This is a genomic window from Caulobacter vibrioides (assembly GCF_002310375.3).
Taxonomy (GTDB): Bacteria; Pseudomonadota; Alphaproteobacteria; order Caulobacterales; family Caulobacteraceae; genus Caulobacter; species Caulobacter vibrioides_D.
In genome coordinates this window covers 2,059,390-2,077,411 of record NZ_CP023315.3, presented here as the reverse complement: position 1 = coordinate 2,077,411, position 18,022 = coordinate 2,059,390, and the positions used below count along the sequence as shown (strand labels likewise).

Here is an 18,022-nt window from a genome sequence, read left to right as displayed (position 1 = left end):
AGGGGGAGGTTCTGTTGAGCCGGCTTCTTTCCCCTCCGCCGGCTGCGCCGACACCTCCCCCGCGAGGGGGAGGATTTCTAACCCGCCAAGGCCTGGTCGATCGCGTGGGCTATCCGCTCGGGCGATTCCGCGCCGACGACGGCGACCTTGCCCGCGAAGATGGCGAACGGCACGCCGGTAACGCCGCCCTGCACCGCCATGGCGTGTTCGCGCGCCACGGCCTCCTTGTCGGCCCCTTCGGAGAGCAGTTGCAGCACCACCAGGCGCTCCATCCCAGCGGCTTCGGCGATGTCGCCCAGCACGATGGGATCGCCGATGTCGAGACCCTGCTCGAAATAGGCCTTGAACAGCGCTTCCACGACCTGATCCTGGACCCCGGCCGTCAGGGCCCAACGGATCAAACGGTGCGCGGCGTTGGTGTTGGGCGATAGCTCGATGGCGTTGAAGTTGAAGACAATACCTTCCTCGGCGCCGCCTTCGACCAGCGCGGTGTGGACAGCCTTCAGCTTGTCGGGATCCTTGAACTTCTGGGCCATGTAGGCCTTGCGATCGACGCCTTCCTCGGGAAGCGTCGGATCCAGCTGATAGGGGCGCCAGATCAGCTGAGCCTTCAGGTCGGGACGCAGGGCGATGGCCGATTTCAGGCGCCGCCAGCCCAGATAGCACCACGGGCAGACGACATCGGCCACGACGTCGATGATCATGGCTTGCGGCTGGCTCATGGCGAACTCCCGGGGAAATACCGTCCGCTACCGGACGTGTTCCATATAGGACGCGCGACCTTGCGCCCCAAGCGCGAAGCTTCAGCTCGCTTCGCGCTTGAGCGCCGCGGCCGCCGCCCGCTCGAGGGCCTTCACCGCGCCTTCGCCCGGTTGGACCTCGGCCACGCCGATATCGAATTCGCAGACAAACGGCGCGCGGTCCTCGCCCGCGTCGAAGGCGGTGCAGCCGATCACGGCGGCGATCCGTTCGGCGGCGGCGCGGGCGGCGTTCTGGTTGGTGGCGGGCAGGGCCAGGGCGAACACTTCGGTCGCCAGACGCGCCGGCGTGTCCTCGACCCGCACCAGACGTCCCACCATCGAGCCGATCTGCGGGATGGCCCGGTCAAGCCAGCCGTTCTGGCGCGCCCAGACGGTCTCGGGCTTGTCGGCGACGCGCAGCACGCAGATCGACAAAGGCCGCGACCGCTCGCGGGCGGCGCTGGCCAACCGCGCCAGGTGGGCGGCGAACAGGTCGCGGGTGAAAAGGCCGGTGGCGGCGTCCATCAGGCCCGAACTGCGCGCCTTTTCCAGCGCCCCTCGGATGGCTTCGCCGCGACGGAAGCTGCGGGCCAGCTCCATGACCCGCATCGCCGTCTCGCTCTCGGGCGTCTCGGGCGAGGCGACGTCAGACACCCCCCGGTGGAACGCCTCCGACATCGTCACATAGCTCTCGGCCTTCAGATACAGCAGAGCCGGGATGTGGAAGAGGCGGGTGTTGCGCCGCATGCCGGCGGCGATCGACAGCGCCTCCTGCTGGCTGTCGCCCGCCCACAGCACCACCGAGTCGAACGGCCGCTCGTGCAGATAGTCGAAGGCGGTATAGGCCGTGAACGCGCCGACCACCTCGGCGCCGCTGGCCTGCAACGCGTTGGATAGCGCCAGGAACTGCGGCGCGGGCTCGCCGACCGCCAGGATGTGATAAGGCGTGTCGGGGGGCTCTGGTAGGTCGAGCCGGCGGCCGCGCTCGCCGAAGGTCTCGAGCCGCAGCTCGAACTCCTCCTCGGCGATGGCCGTTCGCACCAGGGTCTCCAGCCGCAGAGCCGCTTGCGAGGGGTGCAGGGGCGGGGAGAGCGTCAGGTCGAAAGACTGGCTCTTGAAATCGGCGTTCGGCTCGCTGATCGCGATGACCGGCAGGCGACGCGGAGCGACCGCCGCCTTGAGCCGGCGCGCCAGGGTCTGGGTTTCGGGACCGGCGCTGGCCAGATCGACGATCACGGCCTCGATCGGCAGGTCGCCCAGCGCGGCGAGGGCGGCGTAGGGGCCCCGCGCGGTGATCGTGCGCCAGCCCAACCGATCCAGCCCTTCGGCCAGCGGTCCGACGCGAACATCATCACGCGCCACGATCAGGATCCGGGCGTCAACCGCCAAACCAACCTCCGCCCGAATACACAACACGGCGGCCCTGTGGGGGCCGCCGGGATTCGACGCCGCACCATAGCAGAGGGTTCGCGCCATCAAAGCCGCGCAACGCCGCAGGCTGGGGGTGAATCGAAGAACCGGCGCGCATCGCCGATCCAGGCTTGCCTGACCGAACGTCAGTATCGCTCTACTGCCACCAATCGGCCAGGTTCGAAGGGTCGAAAGGGAGATCGCGTCATGGGCCAGGGGCCGCTTTCGGGACTTAAGATCGTGGAGTTCGCCGGCATCGGACCGGGGCCCTTCTGCGGCATGCTGCTGTCGGACCTGGGCGCGGATGTCGTGCGCATCGACCGCAAGGGCCAGGGGCGCGGCTCTCCCGCCGACGTGACCGCGCGGGGTCGTCGTTCCGTCGCGCTGGACCTGAAGAACCCCGAATCGATCGAGACTTGCCTGAAGCTGCTGGAACAGGCGGACGGCCTGATCGAGGGCTTCCGGCCTGGGGTCATGGAGCGCCTGGGGCTTGGCCCCGACGTCGTGCTGGCGCGCAACCCCAAGCTCGTCTTCGGCCGCATGACCGGCTGGGGCCAGACGGGTCCCTACGCCAAGGCCGCCGGCCACGACATGAACTACATCGCCATCACCGGCGCCCTGCACGCCATCGGCACGACTGACAAGCCCGTGCCGCCGCTGAACCTGGTCGGCGATTTCGGGGGCGGGGCGCTGTATCTGGCCTTCGGCCTGCTGGCCGGAGTGATCCACGCGCGCTCGACCGGACAGGGCCAGGTGATCGACTGCGCCATGAGCGATGGCGCGGCCTCGCTGATGGCCATGTTCTACGGCTTCAAGGCCGGCGGCATGTGGAACGAAGGGCGGCGGACCAACCTGCTCGACGGCGGCGCCCACTTCTACGACACCTACCAGTGCGCCGACGGCAAGTGGATCTCGATCGGCTCGATCGAGCCGCAGTTCTACCTGCTTCTGCTGGAAAAGACGGGGATTTCGGATCCGCAGTTCCAGCACCAGATGAGCCGCGAGGAGTGGCCGGAGCTGCGCGAGAAGCTGGCGGCGGTCATCAAGACCAAGACCCAGGCCGAGTGGTGCGCCATCATGGACGCCACCGACGTCTGCTTCGCCCCGGTCCTGACCATGGACGAGGCCCCAAGCCACGCGCACAACGCCGCGCGCCAGACCTTTGTCGAGGTGGCCGGCGTCACCCAGCCCGCGCCCGCGCCCCGCTTCTCGGCGACCCCGGGCGCGATCCAGGGACCCCCGCCGAAGATTGGCGGACACAATGACGAGGCGCTGGCCGATTGGGGCTTCAGCCCTGCGGCGATCGAAGCGCTGAAGGCGTCCGGAGCGCTCTGAAGTCGTTCAGGCGCCGTTCAGGCTGGGATCCCTAGGGTGCGAGCGTCGATCGGTCGTCGCGCCCATCCGTCCCTCGAAGCGGCGATCGGTTCTCAGGCAAGTCCTGCGGAGACGCGCCACCTCCCCCAGGTGGCGCGTCTTTGACTTCGAGAGGCCGCGCGGCCATGGTCCGGCGGATGCATGACCCGCAGCAACGCATCCGCTGGCGCGACCTCGACCTTGATCCGATCCATTGGGTTCGCGAAATCCTCCGTGTCCTGGGGCTTGCGCTGTCTCGCCTTTGGGGCCGTGACGTCATGCTTTACGTCGGCGGCGTCTCGTTTTTCGCGCTTCTGGCCGTCTTCCCGGGCCTGGCGATTCTGATCGGCCTCTACAGCTTCTTCCTGACGCCGGAGACCGCGTCTTGGCAGGCGGTGAAGATTGCGGAACTGATTCCCTCCGGGGCGCGGTCGATCGTGCAGGACGAGCTCTCCCGGCTTGCGCATGCGCCCGGCCAGACCATTTCGCTGCAAAGCGGCGTCGTGCTGGTCGTCGGCGCCTACGCCGCGCACCGGGGCTTCAAGGCGCTGCTCGCGGGGCTGTCGTTCATCCACGATGAAGAGAACCAGCGCGGCTTTCTGGGCTTCAACCTGATGGCGCTGCTCGTCCTGATGGCGGCCTTCGGCCTGCTCTTCATCATGTCGGGTATCTTCCTGACCCTGCGCCTGCTCGGGTCGGCGCTGGAGCTGCGCCCGCTGGCGGGCGTCTCCTGGATCCAGTCCGAATGGACCTGGGCCAGCTTCGGCATCGTGGTCGGGATGAGCCTGGTCTATCGCTACGCCATGTCCCGAGGGATCGTCGGCTGGCGCGCCTCGATCGCCGGGGGCGTCGCCGCTGCGGCGCTCTGCGTCTTCATGTCCTGGGCCAGCGCCTTTTACGTCGAGAAGGTCGTCCATCTGGGCGCGACCTACGGCTCGGTTTCCGCCGTGATCATCTTCCTGATCTGGTTGTCCTGGAGCGTGAACGCCATCTTCTTCGGCGGAGCGCTGGCCACCGAGGTCGAGATCGCGCTCGACGAGCGGCCGCGCGCGCTGCTGGAAGGGCCGCGCCGGATCGCGCTCAAGGCGCCTTCTGAATCCGAATCCTGATCACGCCGCCGTCCAGGTCGGTGACGTCGAGAACCGTCGCGCCCACCTGGCCCGCGAAATGCGGCGCGTCGATCCTCGCCATGGGATCCGTAGCCAACAGCACCAGCTCGGCGCCGGCGGCCGCCGTCTCATGCGCCTTGCGCAGCTTCAAGGTCGGGACGGGGCAGTGATGGCCCCGCGCGTCGACGATGATCGGTTCAGACATCGGCGAACACCCGCTCGGCGTCCGCCGCCGACAGGATGCGATGCTGGCCGGGCTCCAGGTCGGCGGGGAGGGCGATGCCGCCGATCCGCTCGCGATGCAGGGTCACGACGTGATTGCCGACCGCTGCGAACATCCGCCGGACCTGATGGTAGCGCCCCTCGGTGATCGTCAGGCGCGCGGTTTGCGCGTCCACCACGTCCAGCCTGGCCGGGAGCAGCGGCTTTTCCTCACTGTCCAGCATCAGTGTTCCGGCGGCGAAGACCTCGCTCTCTGAGCCAGTCAGCGGTCGGTCCAGCGTCGCCAGATAGGTCTTGGGCACATGACGCTTCGGCGAGATCACCCGATGCAAAAAGTCGCCGTCGTCGGTGATCAGGATCAGGCCGCTGGTGTCCTTGTCCAGACGACCGACTGTCGAGAGGCCCGGGTCGCGTAAGCGCCAGCGGCGCGGCAGCAGATCATAGATCTTCTCGCCGTCTTCCTTGTGCGAGCACACCACGCCCAGAGGCTTGTGCATGATCAGCACCAGCGGCGCGGGCGGATCAACGGGCGCGCCGCGAATGGTCATCCGCTCCGGCAGAGTCGCGTCGACCGCGATGCGAGCGCCGGCGTCCTTCAGGACCACCCCATCCAGAACCACCTTGCCGCCGGCGACCAGGGCCTGGACGTCCTTGCGGCTGCCATAGCCCAGATTGGCCAGCAACCGGTCCAGGCGAGCCATGAGCGCCTTGCTCACTTCTTGGCCTCGAACACCTTGTAGCCGCCGCCTTCAGCGACCAGGCGCACCTTGGCGAAGCTCTCGGCCAGGATCGCCTCATAGGGCAGGTGGCGGTTGGCCACGATCCACAGAGCGCCACCCTTGCGCAGGGCGTCAGCGGCCGCGCGAATGAAGGCTTGGCCCAGCGCCTTGTCTTCGCCGCCGCCGTCATGGAACGGGGGATTGCTGACGATGAAGTCGAGATCCTTCAGGCCGGTCTGACGCGCGTCCGCCCAGACGATCTCCGCCCTCGGATCGGTCACGTTGCGCCGCGACACCTCGATTGCACGATGGTCCAGCTCGACCAGGGTCAGCTGCGTTACCTTTGGCGAGGCCAGCACATTGAGCGCCAGCAGGCCGATGCCGCTGCCGAAATCAGCGCCGACGCCCGCGAAAGCCGGCAGGACCTGAAGAAGCGCATTGGTGCCGGCGTCCAGGCGGTCCCAACTGAAGACGCCAGGTTGGGTCCAAAGCCCGTTCTCGGCGATCTGGCGCGGCGCGCCGGCCTTGAGGGCGTCTTCCAGGCCGGGGATCACGGCGGGACGCAGGGATACGCAGATGCGATTGTGACGACGCGCGCTCTCGCCGACCTCGCAGCCCAGCGCCTGAAGTTCCTTCTTCAAGCGCAGTCCGCCACGATCCTTGGGCGCGAACACAGTCAGACGTCCGCCGGCGGTCAGCGCTCGCAGCGCGTGGGCCAGCACATAACGACGCTCGACCGCGCCCGCCGGCGCACGAACCGTCACAGCGTCAAAGGACTCGTCGGCGACCTCGGCGAGATTCGCCGATCCGACGATCAAGGGGGAGAGCTGAAGCGCATCCGACGCGGAGGGCGCCAGATCGTGGTCGGGCTGGCCATAGATCGCGGTTCGGGTCGCCGACATGCTTGTCCTGAAAGCGTTTTCCGCACGAGCGGGAGTGTCTGGCGGACAGGGTGGGATTCGAACCCACGGTAGGCTTCCACCTACGGCGGTTTTCAAGACCGCTGCCTTAAACCACTCGGCCACCTGTCCGGAGCAGGCGGCTATATCAGCGTGCTCGCGCCTTAACCAGACTTCAAAACAAACCAATCAAGATGATCGCTCGGAAGGGTGCGACCCGTCGGAAGACGAGCGGATGAACCAGCGTATCGAACAGGCGTGGCGGATCGCGCGGAACCTGGGCCTTGTGGCCCTAGCCGCCGCCAGCCTCGCGGCCTGCGCCACGCCCAAATATGAGGCTGGCCGCACCGTGGCGACCAGCACGGGCGGTGCGCCGCGTCCTGGCTCCATGATCGGTCGTGACGGAAAGCCGTTACGCGGGACGGAAAAGCCCTATCAGATCAGAGGGATCTGGTACTATCCGCACGAGGATAAGGACTACAACGTCACCGGGATCGGCTCCTGGTACGGCGAGCAGTTCCACAATCGCAAGACGTCGAACGGCGAGATCTTCGACATGGATCTGCCGTCGGCGGCGCACAAGACTCTACCCCTGCCGAGCCTTGTGGAGGTCACCAATCTCGACAACGGCCGGAAAATGATCCTCCGCGTCAATGATCGGGGGCCCTTTGTGGACGACCGCATCATCGACCTCTCCAAGGCCGCCGCGGAGGAGCTGGGCTATCGCCGTCAGGGTGTCGCTCGGGTGCGGGTCAAGTATGTCGGTCCCGCGCCGAGACGCGCCGTCGAGGCTCCTCGGCAGTACGCGCAGACCGCGCCGCCCCCGCCAAGACCACGACCCGCGCCGCGCAGCTTTGAGGACATCCAGGAGCCGCCGCAAAGGGTCCAGGTCCTGCCGCCCCGAGGCGAGGCGAGCTGGAGCCCTGCGCCGATCCGGCAATCGGCTCCCCCAATCAACCCGCCGGATCCGGTGTTCGCCGGCGCCCGGTCGGCCGCCTATCGCATCCAAGCCGGTTCGTTTTCCAGCCGTGAGAACGCCGAGAAGGCTGTGCGGCAGCTCACCAGCGCAGGCCGAGCGTCGATCGAGGCGATCGAACGGGCCTCGGGAACGCTCTATCGCGTGACGGTCGCGGCCGGCGATGACGAGGGCGCGGCCTGGACACTTCGCCAACGTGTTGAGGCGCTGGGCTATTCCGGCGCCACCATTCTGCGCCCCTAGAGCCGTCTAGCTTTGGATGGAATCATCCAAAGCCCCAAAAACGGCTCTAAATATCTGATTTTATAGCCCATTTGTCGGGTTCAGAGAGTCTTGTCTAAGCCCGACAGGCTCTAGACAAGCCTCTCAAACCGGTCGATTGGAGACCGGTGACCCAAGGTTTCTTCATCAGTTTCGAAGGCGGGGAGGGGGCGGGAAAGTCCACTCAGATCCGTCGCCTCGCCGATCGCCTTTGCGCGGACGGCCACGATGTGATCGTGACGCGCGAACCGGGCGGCAGTCCCGGCGCCGAGGCGATCCGCGAGTTGCTGGTCAATGGCGCGGCTGATCGCTGGTCGCCGGTCACCGAAAGCCTTCTGATGTATGCGGCGCGCCGCGATCACGTCGAGCGCGTCATCCGGCCGGGCCTGGCGCGCGGTGCGGTCGTGCTGTGCGATCGCTACGCCGACTCCACGCGGGCCTATCAGGGCGCGGGCGGCGACGCGCCGGCCAGTCTGATCGCCGCCCTGGAGGAACACGTGCTGGGCGGTACGGTCCCGGTCCTGACGCTGATCCTCGATCTGCCGGCGCAGGTTGGCCTCCAGCGCGCCGAGGCGCGCGGCGGGGCGGCGCGCTTTGAGTCGAAGGGTCTGGCGTTCCACGAACGTCTTCGCGCCGCCTATCTGGAGATCGCGCGCCAGGAGCCAGAGCGCTGTGTCGTCATCGACGCGGACGCCGAGCTGGACGCTGTCACGGCGGCGATCTCGAACGTGGTCTCACAGCGCCTGGGTCTGTGATGCAAGCCCCGGCCTATCCTCGCGACGTCTACCGACTGGACGGCCAGTCCGCCGCCGAGGCCGCCTTCATCGATGCGTTGGAGCGCGGACGACTGCACCACGCCTGGCTGCTCACCGGTCCCGAGGGCGTGGGCAAAGCGACCCTGGCCTACAGGATGGCGCGCCGGTTGCTGGGCGCCCGGCCGGACCCGTCGCAAGGCCTTCTGGGCGCGGCACCGTCGGACGTGGTCAGCCGCCAGGTCGCCGCGCGGTCGCATCCCGACCTGATGGTGCTGGAACGCCTGACCGACGACGGCAAGGCGCGCAAATCCATTCCGGTTGATGAGGCGCGCAAGCTGCCGGAATTCTTCGCCAATTCGCCCGCCGTCTCACCCTATCGCGTGGCGATCATCGATGCCGCCGACGACCTCAACGTCAACGCCGCCAACGCGGTGCTGAAGACGCTGGAGGAGCCGCCGGCGCGGGGCGTGATCCTGCTGATCAGTCATGCGCCGGGCAAGCTGCTGCCGACTATCCGCTCGCGCTGCCGTCGCCTCGCCATACCCGCGCCCGGGGTAGCGGCCGCCGCCGAGATGGTCGAGCAGATGGCCGATGTTCCGCATCGCGACGCCGAACGGCTGGCGCGCATGGCGCATGGCGCGCCGGGCCGCGCCCTGCAACTGGCGGCCGCCGGCGCGATCGCGATCGACGACGCCGCCAACGAGATTCTCCGCAGCCTGCCCAAGATCGATGAGGGCGCTCTGCTGGCCATGGCCGACACCTTCCGAGGCGCCGAGGGCGCGGCGCGGTTCGAACTCCTGATGGATCGCCTGGCCGATCAGGTGCGGATCTTCGCGACCCAGGTCGCCGCTGACGGCAAGAACTCTCCGGGTCTCGACCGCTGGGCGGCGGCTTGGGAGAGGCTCTCGCGCTGGCCGGCCGAGGCTGAGGCCGTGAACCTCGACCGGGCCGATGTGTTCTGGAGTGTGATCTCGGACTTGCGCGCGGCGGCCAAGACAGCGATGTGAGCCGTATGCTCATCGACAGTCACGTAAACCTTCACGCGCCTCAGTTCGCCGAAGACAAGGACGCCGTCATCGCCCGCGCCCGCGAGGCCGGGATCGCGATGATGGTGACCATCTGCGACAAGGTCTCGTCCTTCGAGGCCGTCCACGCCATCGCCATGGCCGAGGCGGACATCTGGTGCACCGTCGGCACGCACCCCCACGAGGCCAAAGAGAATCCCGAACTGACCGCTGCGACCTTGGTGGAGCTGGCCCAGCGTCCCCGCGTGGTCGGGATCGGCGAGTGTGGACTGGATTTCCACTACGACCTGTCGCCCCGCGACGTGCAGGCCGAGGTCTTCCGCCAGCACTGCGTTGCGGCGCGAGAAAGCGGGCTGCCGCTGGTCTTGCACACGCGTGAAGCTGACGAGGTCATGGGCGAGATCCTCGAGGCCGAGCATGCGGCGGGCCCGTTCAAGATCCTGATGCACTGCTACACCAGCGGCGCCGAATTGGCCGCGCGGGCGGCGGCGCTGGGCGCCTGGTTCTCGGTCTCGGGCATCTCCACCTTCAAGGCGGCCGAGGAGGTGAGGGCGGTGATCCGCGACATGCCCGCCGACCGCATCATCGTCGAGACCGACTGCCCGTATCTGGCCCCCGTGCCCATGCGAGGTCGCCGAAACGAGCCGGCTTTCCTGCCGCATATCTACGACAAGCTCGCCGAGATCCGAGGCTGGAGCCGCGCCGACACCGAGCAGCGGACCGAGGACGCGTTCTTCGCGCTGTTTGACCGGATCCCGCGTCCATGAGCGGCGGGCTCGAGTTCACGATCCTGGGCTCCGGCTCCTCGGGCGGCGTGCCGCGCGCGGACGGCAACTGGGGGGACTGTGATCCGAGCGACCCGCGGAATCACCGTTCGCGCTGCTCGTTGCTGGTGCGCCGACCCTCGCCGGCGGGCGCGCTGCACGAGACGACCGTGATCATCGATACGTCGCCAGACCTGCGCCTGCAGACCTCTGCGGCGGGCGTGCGCCGGATGGATGCGGCGCTGTTCACCCATGATCACGCCGATCAGGCCCACGGCATCGATGACCTGCGCCCGTTCTTCCTCAATCAGCGTACGCGCATCCCGACCTATATGGACCAGGCGACGCACGACGGGCTGACGCGGCGCTTCGACTACATCTTCGTCAGCCAGGGCGGCTATCCCGCGATCTGCGAGCCTCGCCTGATCCCGCCCTTGGGCGTCGACTTCTCGGTTGAAGGCCCGAGCGGCGGCATCGACGTCCAGACCTTCGACGTTGATCACGGTGAGGTGCGCGCGGTCGGCTATCGCATCGGCGGCGTGGCCTACACGCCCGACGCGCGCGCCATCCCCGAGGCAAGCTGGTCGGCGCTGCAGGACCTGGATGTCTGGATCGTTGACGCACTACGCTGGACCCCGCACCCGACGCACGCCCATGTCGATCTGGCCTTGGAATGGATCGCCCGCGCCAAACCGCGCCGGGCCATCCTGACCAACCTGCACATCGATCTCGACTACCAGGCGCTGGCGGCGCGTTTACCCCCGAACGTCGAGCCAGCGTTCGATGGTATGCGCTTCAGCGTTCACGGCGGGCGCTAGGCGGCGTCGCGACGGCGCCGGGCCCACGCGCTTTGCGCACTTGCACATAATCTTCAGTATGACGGCAAGATGTGCTGTGATGTCGCTACGTCCGCTGAACGGGCGAAGGTCAGGCGCGTCGCCTCGCAACCATGCTCTTGCCTCAGTTTGCCTAAAACTTGGCCTTACGTAACAGCGTTGAAATAAGCGCGCCTAACAACACCGTCATAGGGACGCGGTAGAGTCCTTTTCCCGAGATCAATCGCCCAAAGACCATGGCCGAAACCGTCACCATCTCGCGCGAAGTGTTCCAACGCCTGCGAGCGCGCCTCCCGGCGGTCACGCGCGAGCATCTGTTCGACTGCTATGCCATCAGCGAAACGACCTGGACGAAGCTGCGCGACGGCAAGCCCGTGAAACGCTCGACGCTGGACCGTGTGCTGGCCAAGCTGGCCGCGCTCGACGCCAGGGTGGCGGCCTGAGCTTAGCGGCGGCTTTCGCGCCGGTAAGAGCTGCGGTGAGCGGCGAACTCACCAGCGCCGCAGCCTTTGGATCCGATCTCTAATTCTTCTGATAATATATCTTAGACGACAATTGCATGCGCCCGGGAGCACGACGCCCACCAGGCCGCTGGTTTGATCGACGTCGGCTACTTCACTGCTTTCGCGACGATCGCGGCCAACGCCTCGCCGATCTTCTTGGCGCCTCGGGCGTTGGGGTGGATCCCGTCCGCCTGCATGAGCGCGGGATCGCCGCCGACACCAGCCAGGATGTTGGCGTAAAGCGGCACGCCGAACTCCTTGGCTAGGCTCGGATAGATGGCGTTGAATTCGCGCGCGTAGCTGGCGCCGATCCTTGACGGCGCCGCCACGCCGACCAGCACCGCGCGGACGTTCCGGGCTTTCAGCTTTTGCAGGACGCCCCGCAGGTTCGCCTTGGTCTGGGCTGGATCGACACCCTGCAAGAGATCGTTGCCGCCCAGCGCCACCACGCAGAGTTGTGTATCCTTCGCCACGCTGAAGCCGACACGGGCCAAGCCGCCGCCGCTGGTGTCACCAGAGACGCCCGCCGGCCGCACGACCGCCGACACGCCAAGGCGTCCGAGCGCCGCCTGCAGCTGCGCGGGCATGGCGTCGCGCGCGGGCAAGCCGAGCCCGGCGGTGATGGAGTCGCCCAGCACGGTGATCACGACCGGCTTCGGCGCGGCGGCGATCTGGCTCAGCAGACCGATCCCCAGCAAAAAACGACGACGATTGGGAAAACGGTGTGCGGTCTGGCTCATGCCTTCCTATGTAGTCTAGCTGCCGGCCAAACAAGGACCGGCCCTGCAGGAAAACCCATGTCCGACGACGTTAAGCCCGCCGCGCCCCTGGTCCTCGACGCCGTCGCCTTGACCCTGCCCTCCTCCGCCGGTCCCGTGAACATCTTGCGCGGCGTCGACCTTGTGGTGAACCCCGGCGAGCGGGTGGCGATCATCGGTCCCTCGGGCTCGGGCAAGTCGTCGCTGATCGCCGTCGGCGCGGGCCTGGAAGAACCTACAGCGGGCCAGGTTCGGCTGTTCGGCCAAGATCTGGCCAAGCTGAACGAGGACGGCCGGGCCCGCCTGCGACGCGGTCGCGCGGCCCTGGTGTTCCAGTCGTTCCATCTGCTGCCCAACATGACCGCCGAGGAAAACGTCGCAACGCCGCTGGAGATCGACGGCGCACGGGACGCGATGGCGACGGCGCGCGATTGGCTCGGCCGGGTTGGCTTGTCGGGTCGCCTGACCCACTACCCCCACCAGCTCTCGGGCGGTGAGCAGCAGCGTGTGGCCCTGGCTCGCGCCCTAGCCGCCCGCCCCGCCCTGCTGTTCGCCGATGAGCCCACGGGCAATCTCGACGGGGCCACGGCCACCTCGGTGGCGGATCTGATGTTCAACCTCGTGACCGAGGTCGGCGCAGCGATGGTGATGGTGACCCACGACCCTGTGCTGGCCACCCGGGCCGACCGGATCGTGCGGATGGCCGACGGACGGATCGTCTCGTGAGCCGCACGCCCCTCGCCTTCCGCCTCGCCGCCCGCGAACTTCGCTCGGGCGTGCGCGGTTTCCGCATCTTTCTGGCCTGCCTGGCGCTGGGCGTCGCGGCGATCGCGGCCGCCGGCTCAACGGCTGAAGCCTTCCGCCAGGGCCTGGCCAGCCAGGCGCGCGAGATCCTGGGCGGCGACTTGGCGTTCTCGATCGAGAACCGCGATTTCACGCCCAAGGAGCGCCAGACCTTCGACAAGCTGGGCGTGACCACCTACGCCGCTACCGCGCGCGCCATGGCCCAGGCCCCCAGCGGCGAGCGGCGACTGGTCAATCTGCGCGGCGTGGACGGACAGTTTCCGCTCGCCGGCGCCGTGACGCTCGAAGGCGCGCCGAACCTGCAAGCCGCCCTGGCCGACCGGAACGGGGTGCCCGGCGCGGCGGTGGAGCCGGCGCTCATGGATCGCCTGAACCTGAAGATCGGCGACCGGTTCGAGGCCGGCCCCATGACGCTGGTCGTGGGCGCGCGGTTGACCGGTGAGCCCGACGGCCTGTCACGCGGCTTCGCCATCGCGCCCCGTGTCTTGGTCCGTGGCGAGGTGCTGGAGCGATCCGGCCTCCTGGCGCCCGGCGGCCTGACGAGCAGGACGGTGCGCGTGGCGCTGTCGCCCAACCAGGATCCCCGCGCGATCGGCAAGGCGGTGCAGGCCTCGCTTCCGGACTCGCGGATGCGGGTGCGCGACCGTCTGGATGCTGCGCCGGGCGCGCGCCGGCTGATCGACCAGCTCGAATACTTCCTGGGCTTCATCGGCCTCGCCTCGCTCGTTGCAGGCGGTCTGGGCGTGGCGGGCGCGGTTTCGGCCTACCTCTCCGCGCGGGAACCGGCGATCGCCGTGTTGAAGGCCCTGGGCGCGCAGAGCGGCCTGATCCGCGATCTTCACCTGATCCAGATCGCGGTCCTGGCCTTGCTGGGCATCGCGATCGGCCTCGTCATCGGCGGCGCCGCGCCCCTGATCCTGGGACAGCTCGCGGGCTCCAGCCTGCCGGTGCCGGCGCTGTTCAAGGTCTATCCCCTGCCGCTGGCCAAGGCCGCGCTGTTCGGCTTCCTGGCTGCTGGGGCGTTCTCGCTGCTTCCGCTGGCGCGAGCGCGGGTCACGCCGCCGTCCGCCTTGTTCCGCCGCGCCCCGAAAGGGCGGCTGCCGCTGGGCGTCGAGACGTTCGGCGCGGCTCTGTCGGGCCTGGGCCTGGCCGCGCTGGCGGTCGCCACGGCGCCGACACCGATCGCCGCCGCGATCATGATCGCCGGCGTGGCGGTGTCGTTCGGTCTGCTGGCCGCCCTGGGCCGGTCCGCCGCGTGGGCGGCCGGTAAGGCGCGCGGCCTCACCCGGGGCCCCGCCAAGCTGGGCCTGGCCAACCTAGCGGGGCCTCGCTCGGCGGCGCGAACGGCCAGCCCGGCGATCGGTCTGGGCGTCGCCTTGCTGGCGTGCGTGGTGCTGATCCAGTCGGCGCTGCTGGCCCAGGTCAGCGACGTGGCCCCCCGCACCGCGCCGGCCATGGTGTTCACCGAGATTCCGGCCGACCAGGCCGCGACCTTCGACGCGACAGCGGCCTCGGTCATGGGGCCGTTGACCGAGGACACCTATCTGCGCATGCCGTTCGTGACCGGCCGCATTATCGCGGTGAAGGGCAAGCCGATCGATCCCAAGAGCGTCAAGCCCTCGGCGCGATGGGCGTTCGATAACGACATCAGCCTGTCGACCCTGGCCAAGGAGCCCAAGAACGCGGGCGTCGTCGCCGGGCGCTGGTGGGCGGAAAACGACGCTGGCCCGCCAAAGCTGGCCATGAGCGCCGAGATCGCCGAAGCCGCCGGTCTCAAGCTGGGCGACACGGTCACCCTGCTGGTTCTGGGTCAGGAGATCGAGGCGCGGATCACGGTGCTGCGGACCATCGAGTTCGGCGGCTTTGGACCCAACTTCAACCTGATCCTCAACCCAGCAACGCTGGAGGGCGCGGCGCTTCGCAGCGTCGCCATCGCCCGCATGGACAAGGCCCAGGAAGCCGCCCTCACCCGCAAGCTTGGTCAGACCCTCCCGACCGTCAACGTGATCAGCGTGCGCGAGCAGTTGGAGTCGGCCGCCGCCCTCTTCGACCGGCTGGCCCTGGCGGTGCGCGGCGCGGCGGCGGTGGCGGGTCTGGCGGGCCTCCTGGTGCTGGCCGGCGCCATCGCGGCCGGCGCCCGAGCGCGCGCCCGGGAGGCGGCGACGCTCAAGGTGCTCGGGGCCACGCGGGGTCAGATCCTCTTGGCCTACGTGATCGAGTATGGCGCTGTGGGTCTCATCGCCGGGGCTGCTGGCGTGCTGTTCGGCTTCGCCGCAGCCTGGCCGGTGGTGGTCAAGGTCTTCGAGGCCACTTGGAGCGTCGACTGGACCGGTGTGTTGGCTCTGCTGGCGGGCGCGACGGGCCTGGCGACCCTAGGCGGCCTGATCGCCGCCAGCCTTGCCCTCGCGCAACGGCCAGCGCCGGTTCTGCGGGGGGACTAGCGGTCGGCAGCGGTCTACGGAGATCATATTTTCTCGTCATCCCGGCCGGAAGACCGCGTAGCGGGCTGTAGCGCCGGGACCCAGGGGCGGCCCGCAAGGCGTTTCGTCACCCCCTGGGTCCCGGATAGCCTCTGCGAGGCTTCCGGGATGACGAGAGATTTGGTCTTTGAAATGTCGAGGCTTTCGCCTCCGCAATTGAGTTCGGACTATAGAGCGCTCCGAGGCGCCAGCTCCCGTCACTTGGCCGGTACGACCGTCGCCACGAAGGCGTCCGCGCGATCGGTCTGGACCACGGGCTTCATCGTGCCATCGGGGTTGTAGCTGAGCTTTTCGACGGTGACCGCCCGCCGTCCGATCGCGCCGTTCAGGTCGCCGATCGTCAGGGTCGCGTTGTGCAGGAAGATGTACCAGGCGCCCTTGAACTGCACGATGCCCGGGTGGATCGTGAAGCTGTACTTGCCTGAGCCCGTCAGCAGCCCGCGATAGGTCCATGGCCCCGTGATGGCCGGCGCTGTGGCGTAGGAGACATGCTCGTCGCGCTGCGTGGAGCGATCGAGGGACGCGTAGGTCAGGTAGTACAGCCCGTCGCGCTTGTGCAGCCAGGGCCCTTCCTCGAAATGCGGCGGGGTGATCTCGGTGATCGGTCCGTCGATTTCGATCATGTTGGGCTTCAGCTTGGCGATGTAGCACTGGCGGTTGCCCCAGGCGATCCAGGTCACGCCGTCATCGTCGGTCCAGACCGTCGGATCGATATCCTCCCAGCTGTGCGTGCCTTTCGGGGTCATGTCGTTGGTGATCAGCGCCGAGCCGCGCGCGTCGACAAACGGTCCGGTCGGGCTGTCGGACACGGCCACGGCGATCGCCTTGCCAGGACGCGTCTGGTCGTGCTCGACGGCGGCGTAGAAGTAGAACTTGCCGTTCTTCTGGATCGCCTGCGACGCCCAGGCGTCCTTCTGCGCCCACTTGAAGTCGGCGACTTTCATGATCGGCGGGTGCGAGGTCCATGTCTTCAGGTCGGTGGTCGAATAGACCAGCCACTCGCGCATATTGAACATCTCGTCCCGTTGCGCCTCGTCGCGACCGACATAGAGATACAGCCGGTCGCCAACGACGAGCGGCGCGGGGTCGGCCGTGAACTTGTCCCGGAAAATGGGATTGGCGCTGAGGGGGAGCCAGCCCCCCTCCTCCGCAGCGAGGCCCGGCCCGCCCAGGCTTACGACCAAGGCCAGCGTGAACGCGGCGAGCTTAAGCTTCATCATGCGCCTCCCAAACGAGGCCTGACATTTACTCGGACAAATGAAACCGTCAACGCCGAGAAGTGACCGGATGGGGCCTGCAATCTGAACGATACATCTGGCGCACCGAAGATTCTTTTGTCAGACATGACGCAACAGGATCACGCGCCAGATAGTAGCGAACGGTGTGAAACCGGGCTTGGCGCGCGATCGGCATGCGAAAGGGAGAGACGCATGAACGGCAAGATGCAGCGCTCGCGCGGGTTGCGAGGAACAGTGGGCGTGGCTCTGGCCGCTTTCGCTCTGAGCGTCGCCGCCACGGGCCCTGCGGCGGCCCAGAACGAAAAGATGACGCCGATCTCGATCCCGGCGCAGCCGAATGCGATCGCGCTCGGCACAGGTCCCCTGCCCGGCGCGACGGCGCCGGAGTCGTGGCACAGCCAGTATGGCAGCGTCTTCGCCCGCAACGTCACCGAGGCCACGCTGACGCCCTTCCTGCCCGACCCCGCCAAGGCGACCGGCGCGGCGGTGATCATCGCGCCGGGCGGCGGCTTTCGCACCCTGTCGATGGAGAACGAAGGCTGGGACGCCGCCCGCGCGCTCGCCGACAAGGGCGTCGCCGCCTTCGTGCTGAAGTACCGCCTCAACCAGACACCACCCGACATGGCGGGGTTCGAGCGGTCGATGCAGGAGATGTTCTCGGGCACAGCGCAGCGGCCCCGGCCTGACCCTCAGGCGGCGATGGCGGGCCTAGCGCCGCAACTGGCCGACTCCCGCGCCGCCTTCGCCTTGGTTCGCAAGCGCGCGGCGGAATGGCGCGTCGATCCGGACCGGATCGGCATGCTGGGCTTCTCGGCCGGCGCCATGCTGACCCTGACGACGACCTTGAGCGGCGACGACGCCAAGCCCGCCTTCATCGGCCTGATCTATGGGCCCTTGTCCCCGGTCACCGCGCCCGCTGACGCGCCGCCGATGTTCGTGGCGCTAGCCGCCGACGATCCCTTCTTCGCCAACAGCGGCTTTGGCCTGATCGACAGCTGGCGCAAGGCCAAGCGTCCGGCCGAGTTTCACCTGTACGAACAAGGGGGGCATGGCTTTGGCATGTACCCGAAGACGACCACCAGCACCGGCTGGTTTGACGCCTATGTCCGCTGGATCGGCATGCACGGCATGTTGAAGCCGAAGGCCTGAACCGAAGGAACGGCCGGCGCG

General features: G+C 68.0%; 18 protein-coding genes and 1 tRNA gene. 11 read left to right on the top strand and 8 right to left on the bottom strand.

The window, feature by feature from the left end; genetic code table 11:
* Positions 1-77: 77 nt before the first annotated feature.
* Together CA606_RS09835 and CA606_RS09830 are read right to left on the bottom strand one after the other, a co-directional pair.
* On the bottom strand, positions 78-722 hold the full coding sequence (locus tag CA606_RS09835; protein ID WP_096051295.1) for a DsbA family oxidoreductase: 645 nt from the start codon (positions 720-722) through the stop codon (positions 78-80).
* 81 nt (positions 723-803) lie between these two features.
* Positions 804-2,129: a diguanylate cyclase domain-containing protein gene (locus CA606_RS09830; RefSeq protein ID WP_096051296.1), complete on the bottom strand. Its 1,326-nt coding sequence runs from the start codon at positions 2,127-2,129 to the stop codon at positions 804-806.
* Positions 2,130-2,357: 228 nt separating this feature from the next.
* On the opposite strand from CA606_RS09830, the gene CA606_RS09825 reads away from it, so the two are divergent.
* Both CA606_RS09825 and CA606_RS09820 read left to right on the top strand, forming a co-directional pair.
* The gene (locus tag CA606_RS09825; protein WP_096051297.1) at positions 2,358-3,485 is read left to right on the top strand and encodes a CaiB/BaiF CoA transferase family protein; all 1,128 of its coding nucleotides are present in this window, start codon (positions 2,358-2,360) and stop codon (positions 3,483-3,485) included.
* Positions 3,486-3,625: 140 nt separating this feature from the next.
* The gene (locus tag CA606_RS09820; protein WP_096051298.1) at positions 3,626-4,612 is read left to right on the top strand and encodes a YihY/virulence factor BrkB family protein; all 987 of its coding nucleotides are present in this window, start codon (positions 3,626-3,628) and stop codon (positions 4,610-4,612) included.
* On the opposite strand, the gene CA606_RS09815 is transcribed toward CA606_RS09820, so the two are convergent.
* The 4 genes from CA606_RS09815 to CA606_RS09800 all read right to left on the bottom strand — a co-directional run bounded on the left by CA606_RS09815 (position 4,584) and on the right by CA606_RS09800 (position 6,584).
* On the bottom strand, positions 4,584-4,817 hold the full coding sequence (locus CA606_RS09815) for a sulfurtransferase TusA family protein (protein ID WP_096051299.1): 234 nt from the start codon (positions 4,815-4,817) through the stop codon (positions 4,584-4,586). The genes CA606_RS09820 and CA606_RS09815 overlap by 29 nt on opposite strands.
* Positions 4,810-5,550: a pseudouridine synthase gene (locus CA606_RS09810; protein WP_181242873.1), complete on the bottom strand. Its 741-nt coding sequence runs from the start codon at positions 5,548-5,550 to the stop codon at positions 4,810-4,812. The genes CA606_RS09815 and CA606_RS09810 overlap by 8 nt, the downstream gene beginning before the upstream one ends.
* Complete coding sequence (locus CA606_RS09805; protein WP_096051300.1) at positions 5,547-6,455, bottom strand: class I SAM-dependent methyltransferase; 909 nt, start codon at positions 6,453-6,455, stop codon at positions 5,547-5,549. The genes CA606_RS09810 and CA606_RS09805 overlap by 4 nt, the downstream gene beginning before the upstream one ends.
* Before the next feature lie 39 nt (positions 6,456-6,494).
* Positions 6,495-6,584, bottom strand: a tRNA-Ser gene (locus CA606_RS09800).
* Between the two features lie 103 nt (positions 6,585-6,687).
* Here CA606_RS09800 and CA606_RS09795 point away from each other — a divergent pair.
* The 6 genes from CA606_RS09795 (at position 6,688) to CA606_RS09770 (ending at position 11,512) form a co-directional block, all read left to right on the top strand.
* Positions 6,688-7,671 (top strand): septal ring lytic transglycosylase RlpA family protein, encoded by a 984-nt coding sequence (locus CA606_RS09795; RefSeq protein WP_096051301.1) that lies wholly within the window; start codon positions 6,688-6,690, stop codon positions 7,669-7,671.
* 146 nt (positions 7,672-7,817) lie between these two features.
* Positions 7,818-8,444 carry a dTMP kinase gene (tmk, locus tag CA606_RS09790; RefSeq protein ID WP_096051302.1) on the top strand — a complete coding sequence of 209 codons (627 nt, stop codon included), beginning with the start codon at positions 7,818-7,820 and terminating at the stop codon, positions 8,442-8,444.
* On the top strand, positions 8,441-9,451 hold the full coding sequence (locus CA606_RS09785) for a DNA polymerase III subunit delta' (protein WP_096051303.1): 1,011 nt from the start codon (positions 8,441-8,443) through the stop codon (positions 9,449-9,451). The genes tmk and CA606_RS09785 overlap by 4 nt, the downstream gene beginning before the upstream one ends.
* A complete protein-coding gene (locus tag CA606_RS09780; RefSeq protein WP_096051304.1) occupies positions 9,448-10,236 on the top strand; it encodes a TatD family hydrolase in 789 nt (262 codons plus the stop codon). The genes CA606_RS09785 and CA606_RS09780 overlap by 4 nt, the downstream gene beginning before the upstream one ends.
* The gene (locus tag CA606_RS09775; RefSeq protein WP_096051305.1) at positions 10,233-11,051 is read left to right on the top strand and encodes an MBL fold metallo-hydrolase; all 819 of its coding nucleotides are present in this window, start codon (positions 10,233-10,235) and stop codon (positions 11,049-11,051) included. The genes CA606_RS09780 and CA606_RS09775 overlap by 4 nt, the downstream gene beginning before the upstream one ends.
* A gap of 254 nt (positions 11,052-11,305) precedes the next feature.
* Positions 11,306-11,512, top strand: a complete 207-nt coding sequence (locus CA606_RS09770) for a hypothetical protein (protein ID WP_096051306.1) — start codon at positions 11,306-11,308, stop codon at positions 11,510-11,512.
* 167 nt (positions 11,513-11,679) lie between these two features.
* Here CA606_RS09770 and CA606_RS09765 read toward each other — a convergent pair whose 3' ends face one another.
* Positions 11,680-12,312: an arylesterase gene (locus CA606_RS09765; protein ID WP_096051307.1), complete on the bottom strand. Its 633-nt coding sequence runs from the start codon at positions 12,310-12,312 to the stop codon at positions 11,680-11,682.
* Positions 12,313-12,369: 57 nt separating this feature from the next.
* Between CA606_RS09765 and CA606_RS09760 the strand changes: the two genes are divergently transcribed.
* Both CA606_RS09760 and CA606_RS09755 read left to right on the top strand, forming a co-directional pair.
* A complete protein-coding gene (locus CA606_RS09760) occupies positions 12,370-13,056 on the top strand; it encodes an ABC transporter ATP-binding protein (protein WP_096051308.1) in 687 nt (228 codons plus the stop codon).
* Positions 13,053-15,575, top strand: a complete 2,523-nt coding sequence (locus CA606_RS09755; RefSeq protein WP_096051309.1) for an ABC transporter permease — start codon at positions 13,053-13,055, stop codon at positions 15,573-15,575. The genes CA606_RS09760 and CA606_RS09755 overlap by 4 nt, the downstream gene beginning before the upstream one ends.
* A gap of 236 nt (positions 15,576-15,811) precedes the next feature.
* Here CA606_RS09755 and CA606_RS09750 read toward each other — a convergent pair whose 3' ends face one another.
* Positions 15,812-16,831 carry a glycoside hydrolase family 43 protein gene (locus CA606_RS09750; protein ID WP_181242872.1) on the bottom strand — a complete coding sequence of 340 codons (1,020 nt, stop codon included), beginning with the start codon at positions 16,829-16,831 and terminating at the stop codon, positions 15,812-15,814.
* Between the two features lie 213 nt (positions 16,832-17,044).
* Here CA606_RS09750 and CA606_RS09745 point away from each other — a divergent pair, with 213 nt between their 5' ends.
* Positions 17,045-18,001 carry an alpha/beta hydrolase gene (locus CA606_RS09745; protein WP_096051312.1) on the top strand — a complete coding sequence of 319 codons (957 nt, stop codon included), beginning with the start codon at positions 17,045-17,047 and terminating at the stop codon, positions 17,999-18,001.
* The last annotated feature ends 21 nt before the right edge of the window (positions 18,002-18,022 follow it).

Coding starts and splice junctions, on each gene's coding strand:
- CA606_RS09805 (WP_096051300.1), bottom strand. CDS start 6,455: ATGTCGGCGACCCGAACCGCGATCTATGGCCAGCCCGACCACGATCTG.
- CA606_RS09760 (WP_096051308.1), top strand. CDS start 12,370: ATGTCCGACGACGTTAAGCCCGCCGCGCCCCTGGTCCTCGACGCCGTC.
- CA606_RS09750 (WP_181242872.1), bottom strand. CDS start 16,831: ATGAAGCTTAAGCTCGCCGCGTTCACGCTGGCCTTGGTCGTAAGCCTG.
- CA606_RS09795 (WP_096051301.1), top strand. CDS start 6,688: ATGAACCAGCGTATCGAACAGGCGTGGCGGATCGCGCGGAACCTGGGC.
- CA606_RS09815 (WP_096051299.1), bottom strand. CDS start 4,817: ATGTCTGAACCGATCATCGTCGACGCGCGGGGCCATCACTGCCCCGTC.
- CA606_RS09765 (WP_096051307.1), bottom strand. CDS start 12,312: ATGAGCCAGACCGCACACCGTTTTCCCAATCGTCGTCGTTTTTTGCTG.
- CA606_RS09770 (WP_096051306.1), top strand. CDS start 11,306: ATGGCCGAAACCGTCACCATCTCGCGCGAAGTGTTCCAACGCCTGCGA.
- CA606_RS09775 (WP_096051305.1), top strand. CDS start 10,233: ATGAGCGGCGGGCTCGAGTTCACGATCCTGGGCTCCGGCTCCTCGGGC.
- CA606_RS09745 (WP_096051312.1), top strand. CDS start 17,045: ATGAACGGCAAGATGCAGCGCTCGCGCGGGTTGCGAGGAACAGTGGGC.
- CA606_RS09835 (WP_096051295.1), bottom strand. CDS start 722: ATGAGCCAGCCGCAAGCCATGATCATCGACGTCGTGGCCGATGTCGTC.
- CA606_RS09825 (WP_096051297.1), top strand. CDS start 2,358: ATGGGCCAGGGGCCGCTTTCGGGACTTAAGATCGTGGAGTTCGCCGGC.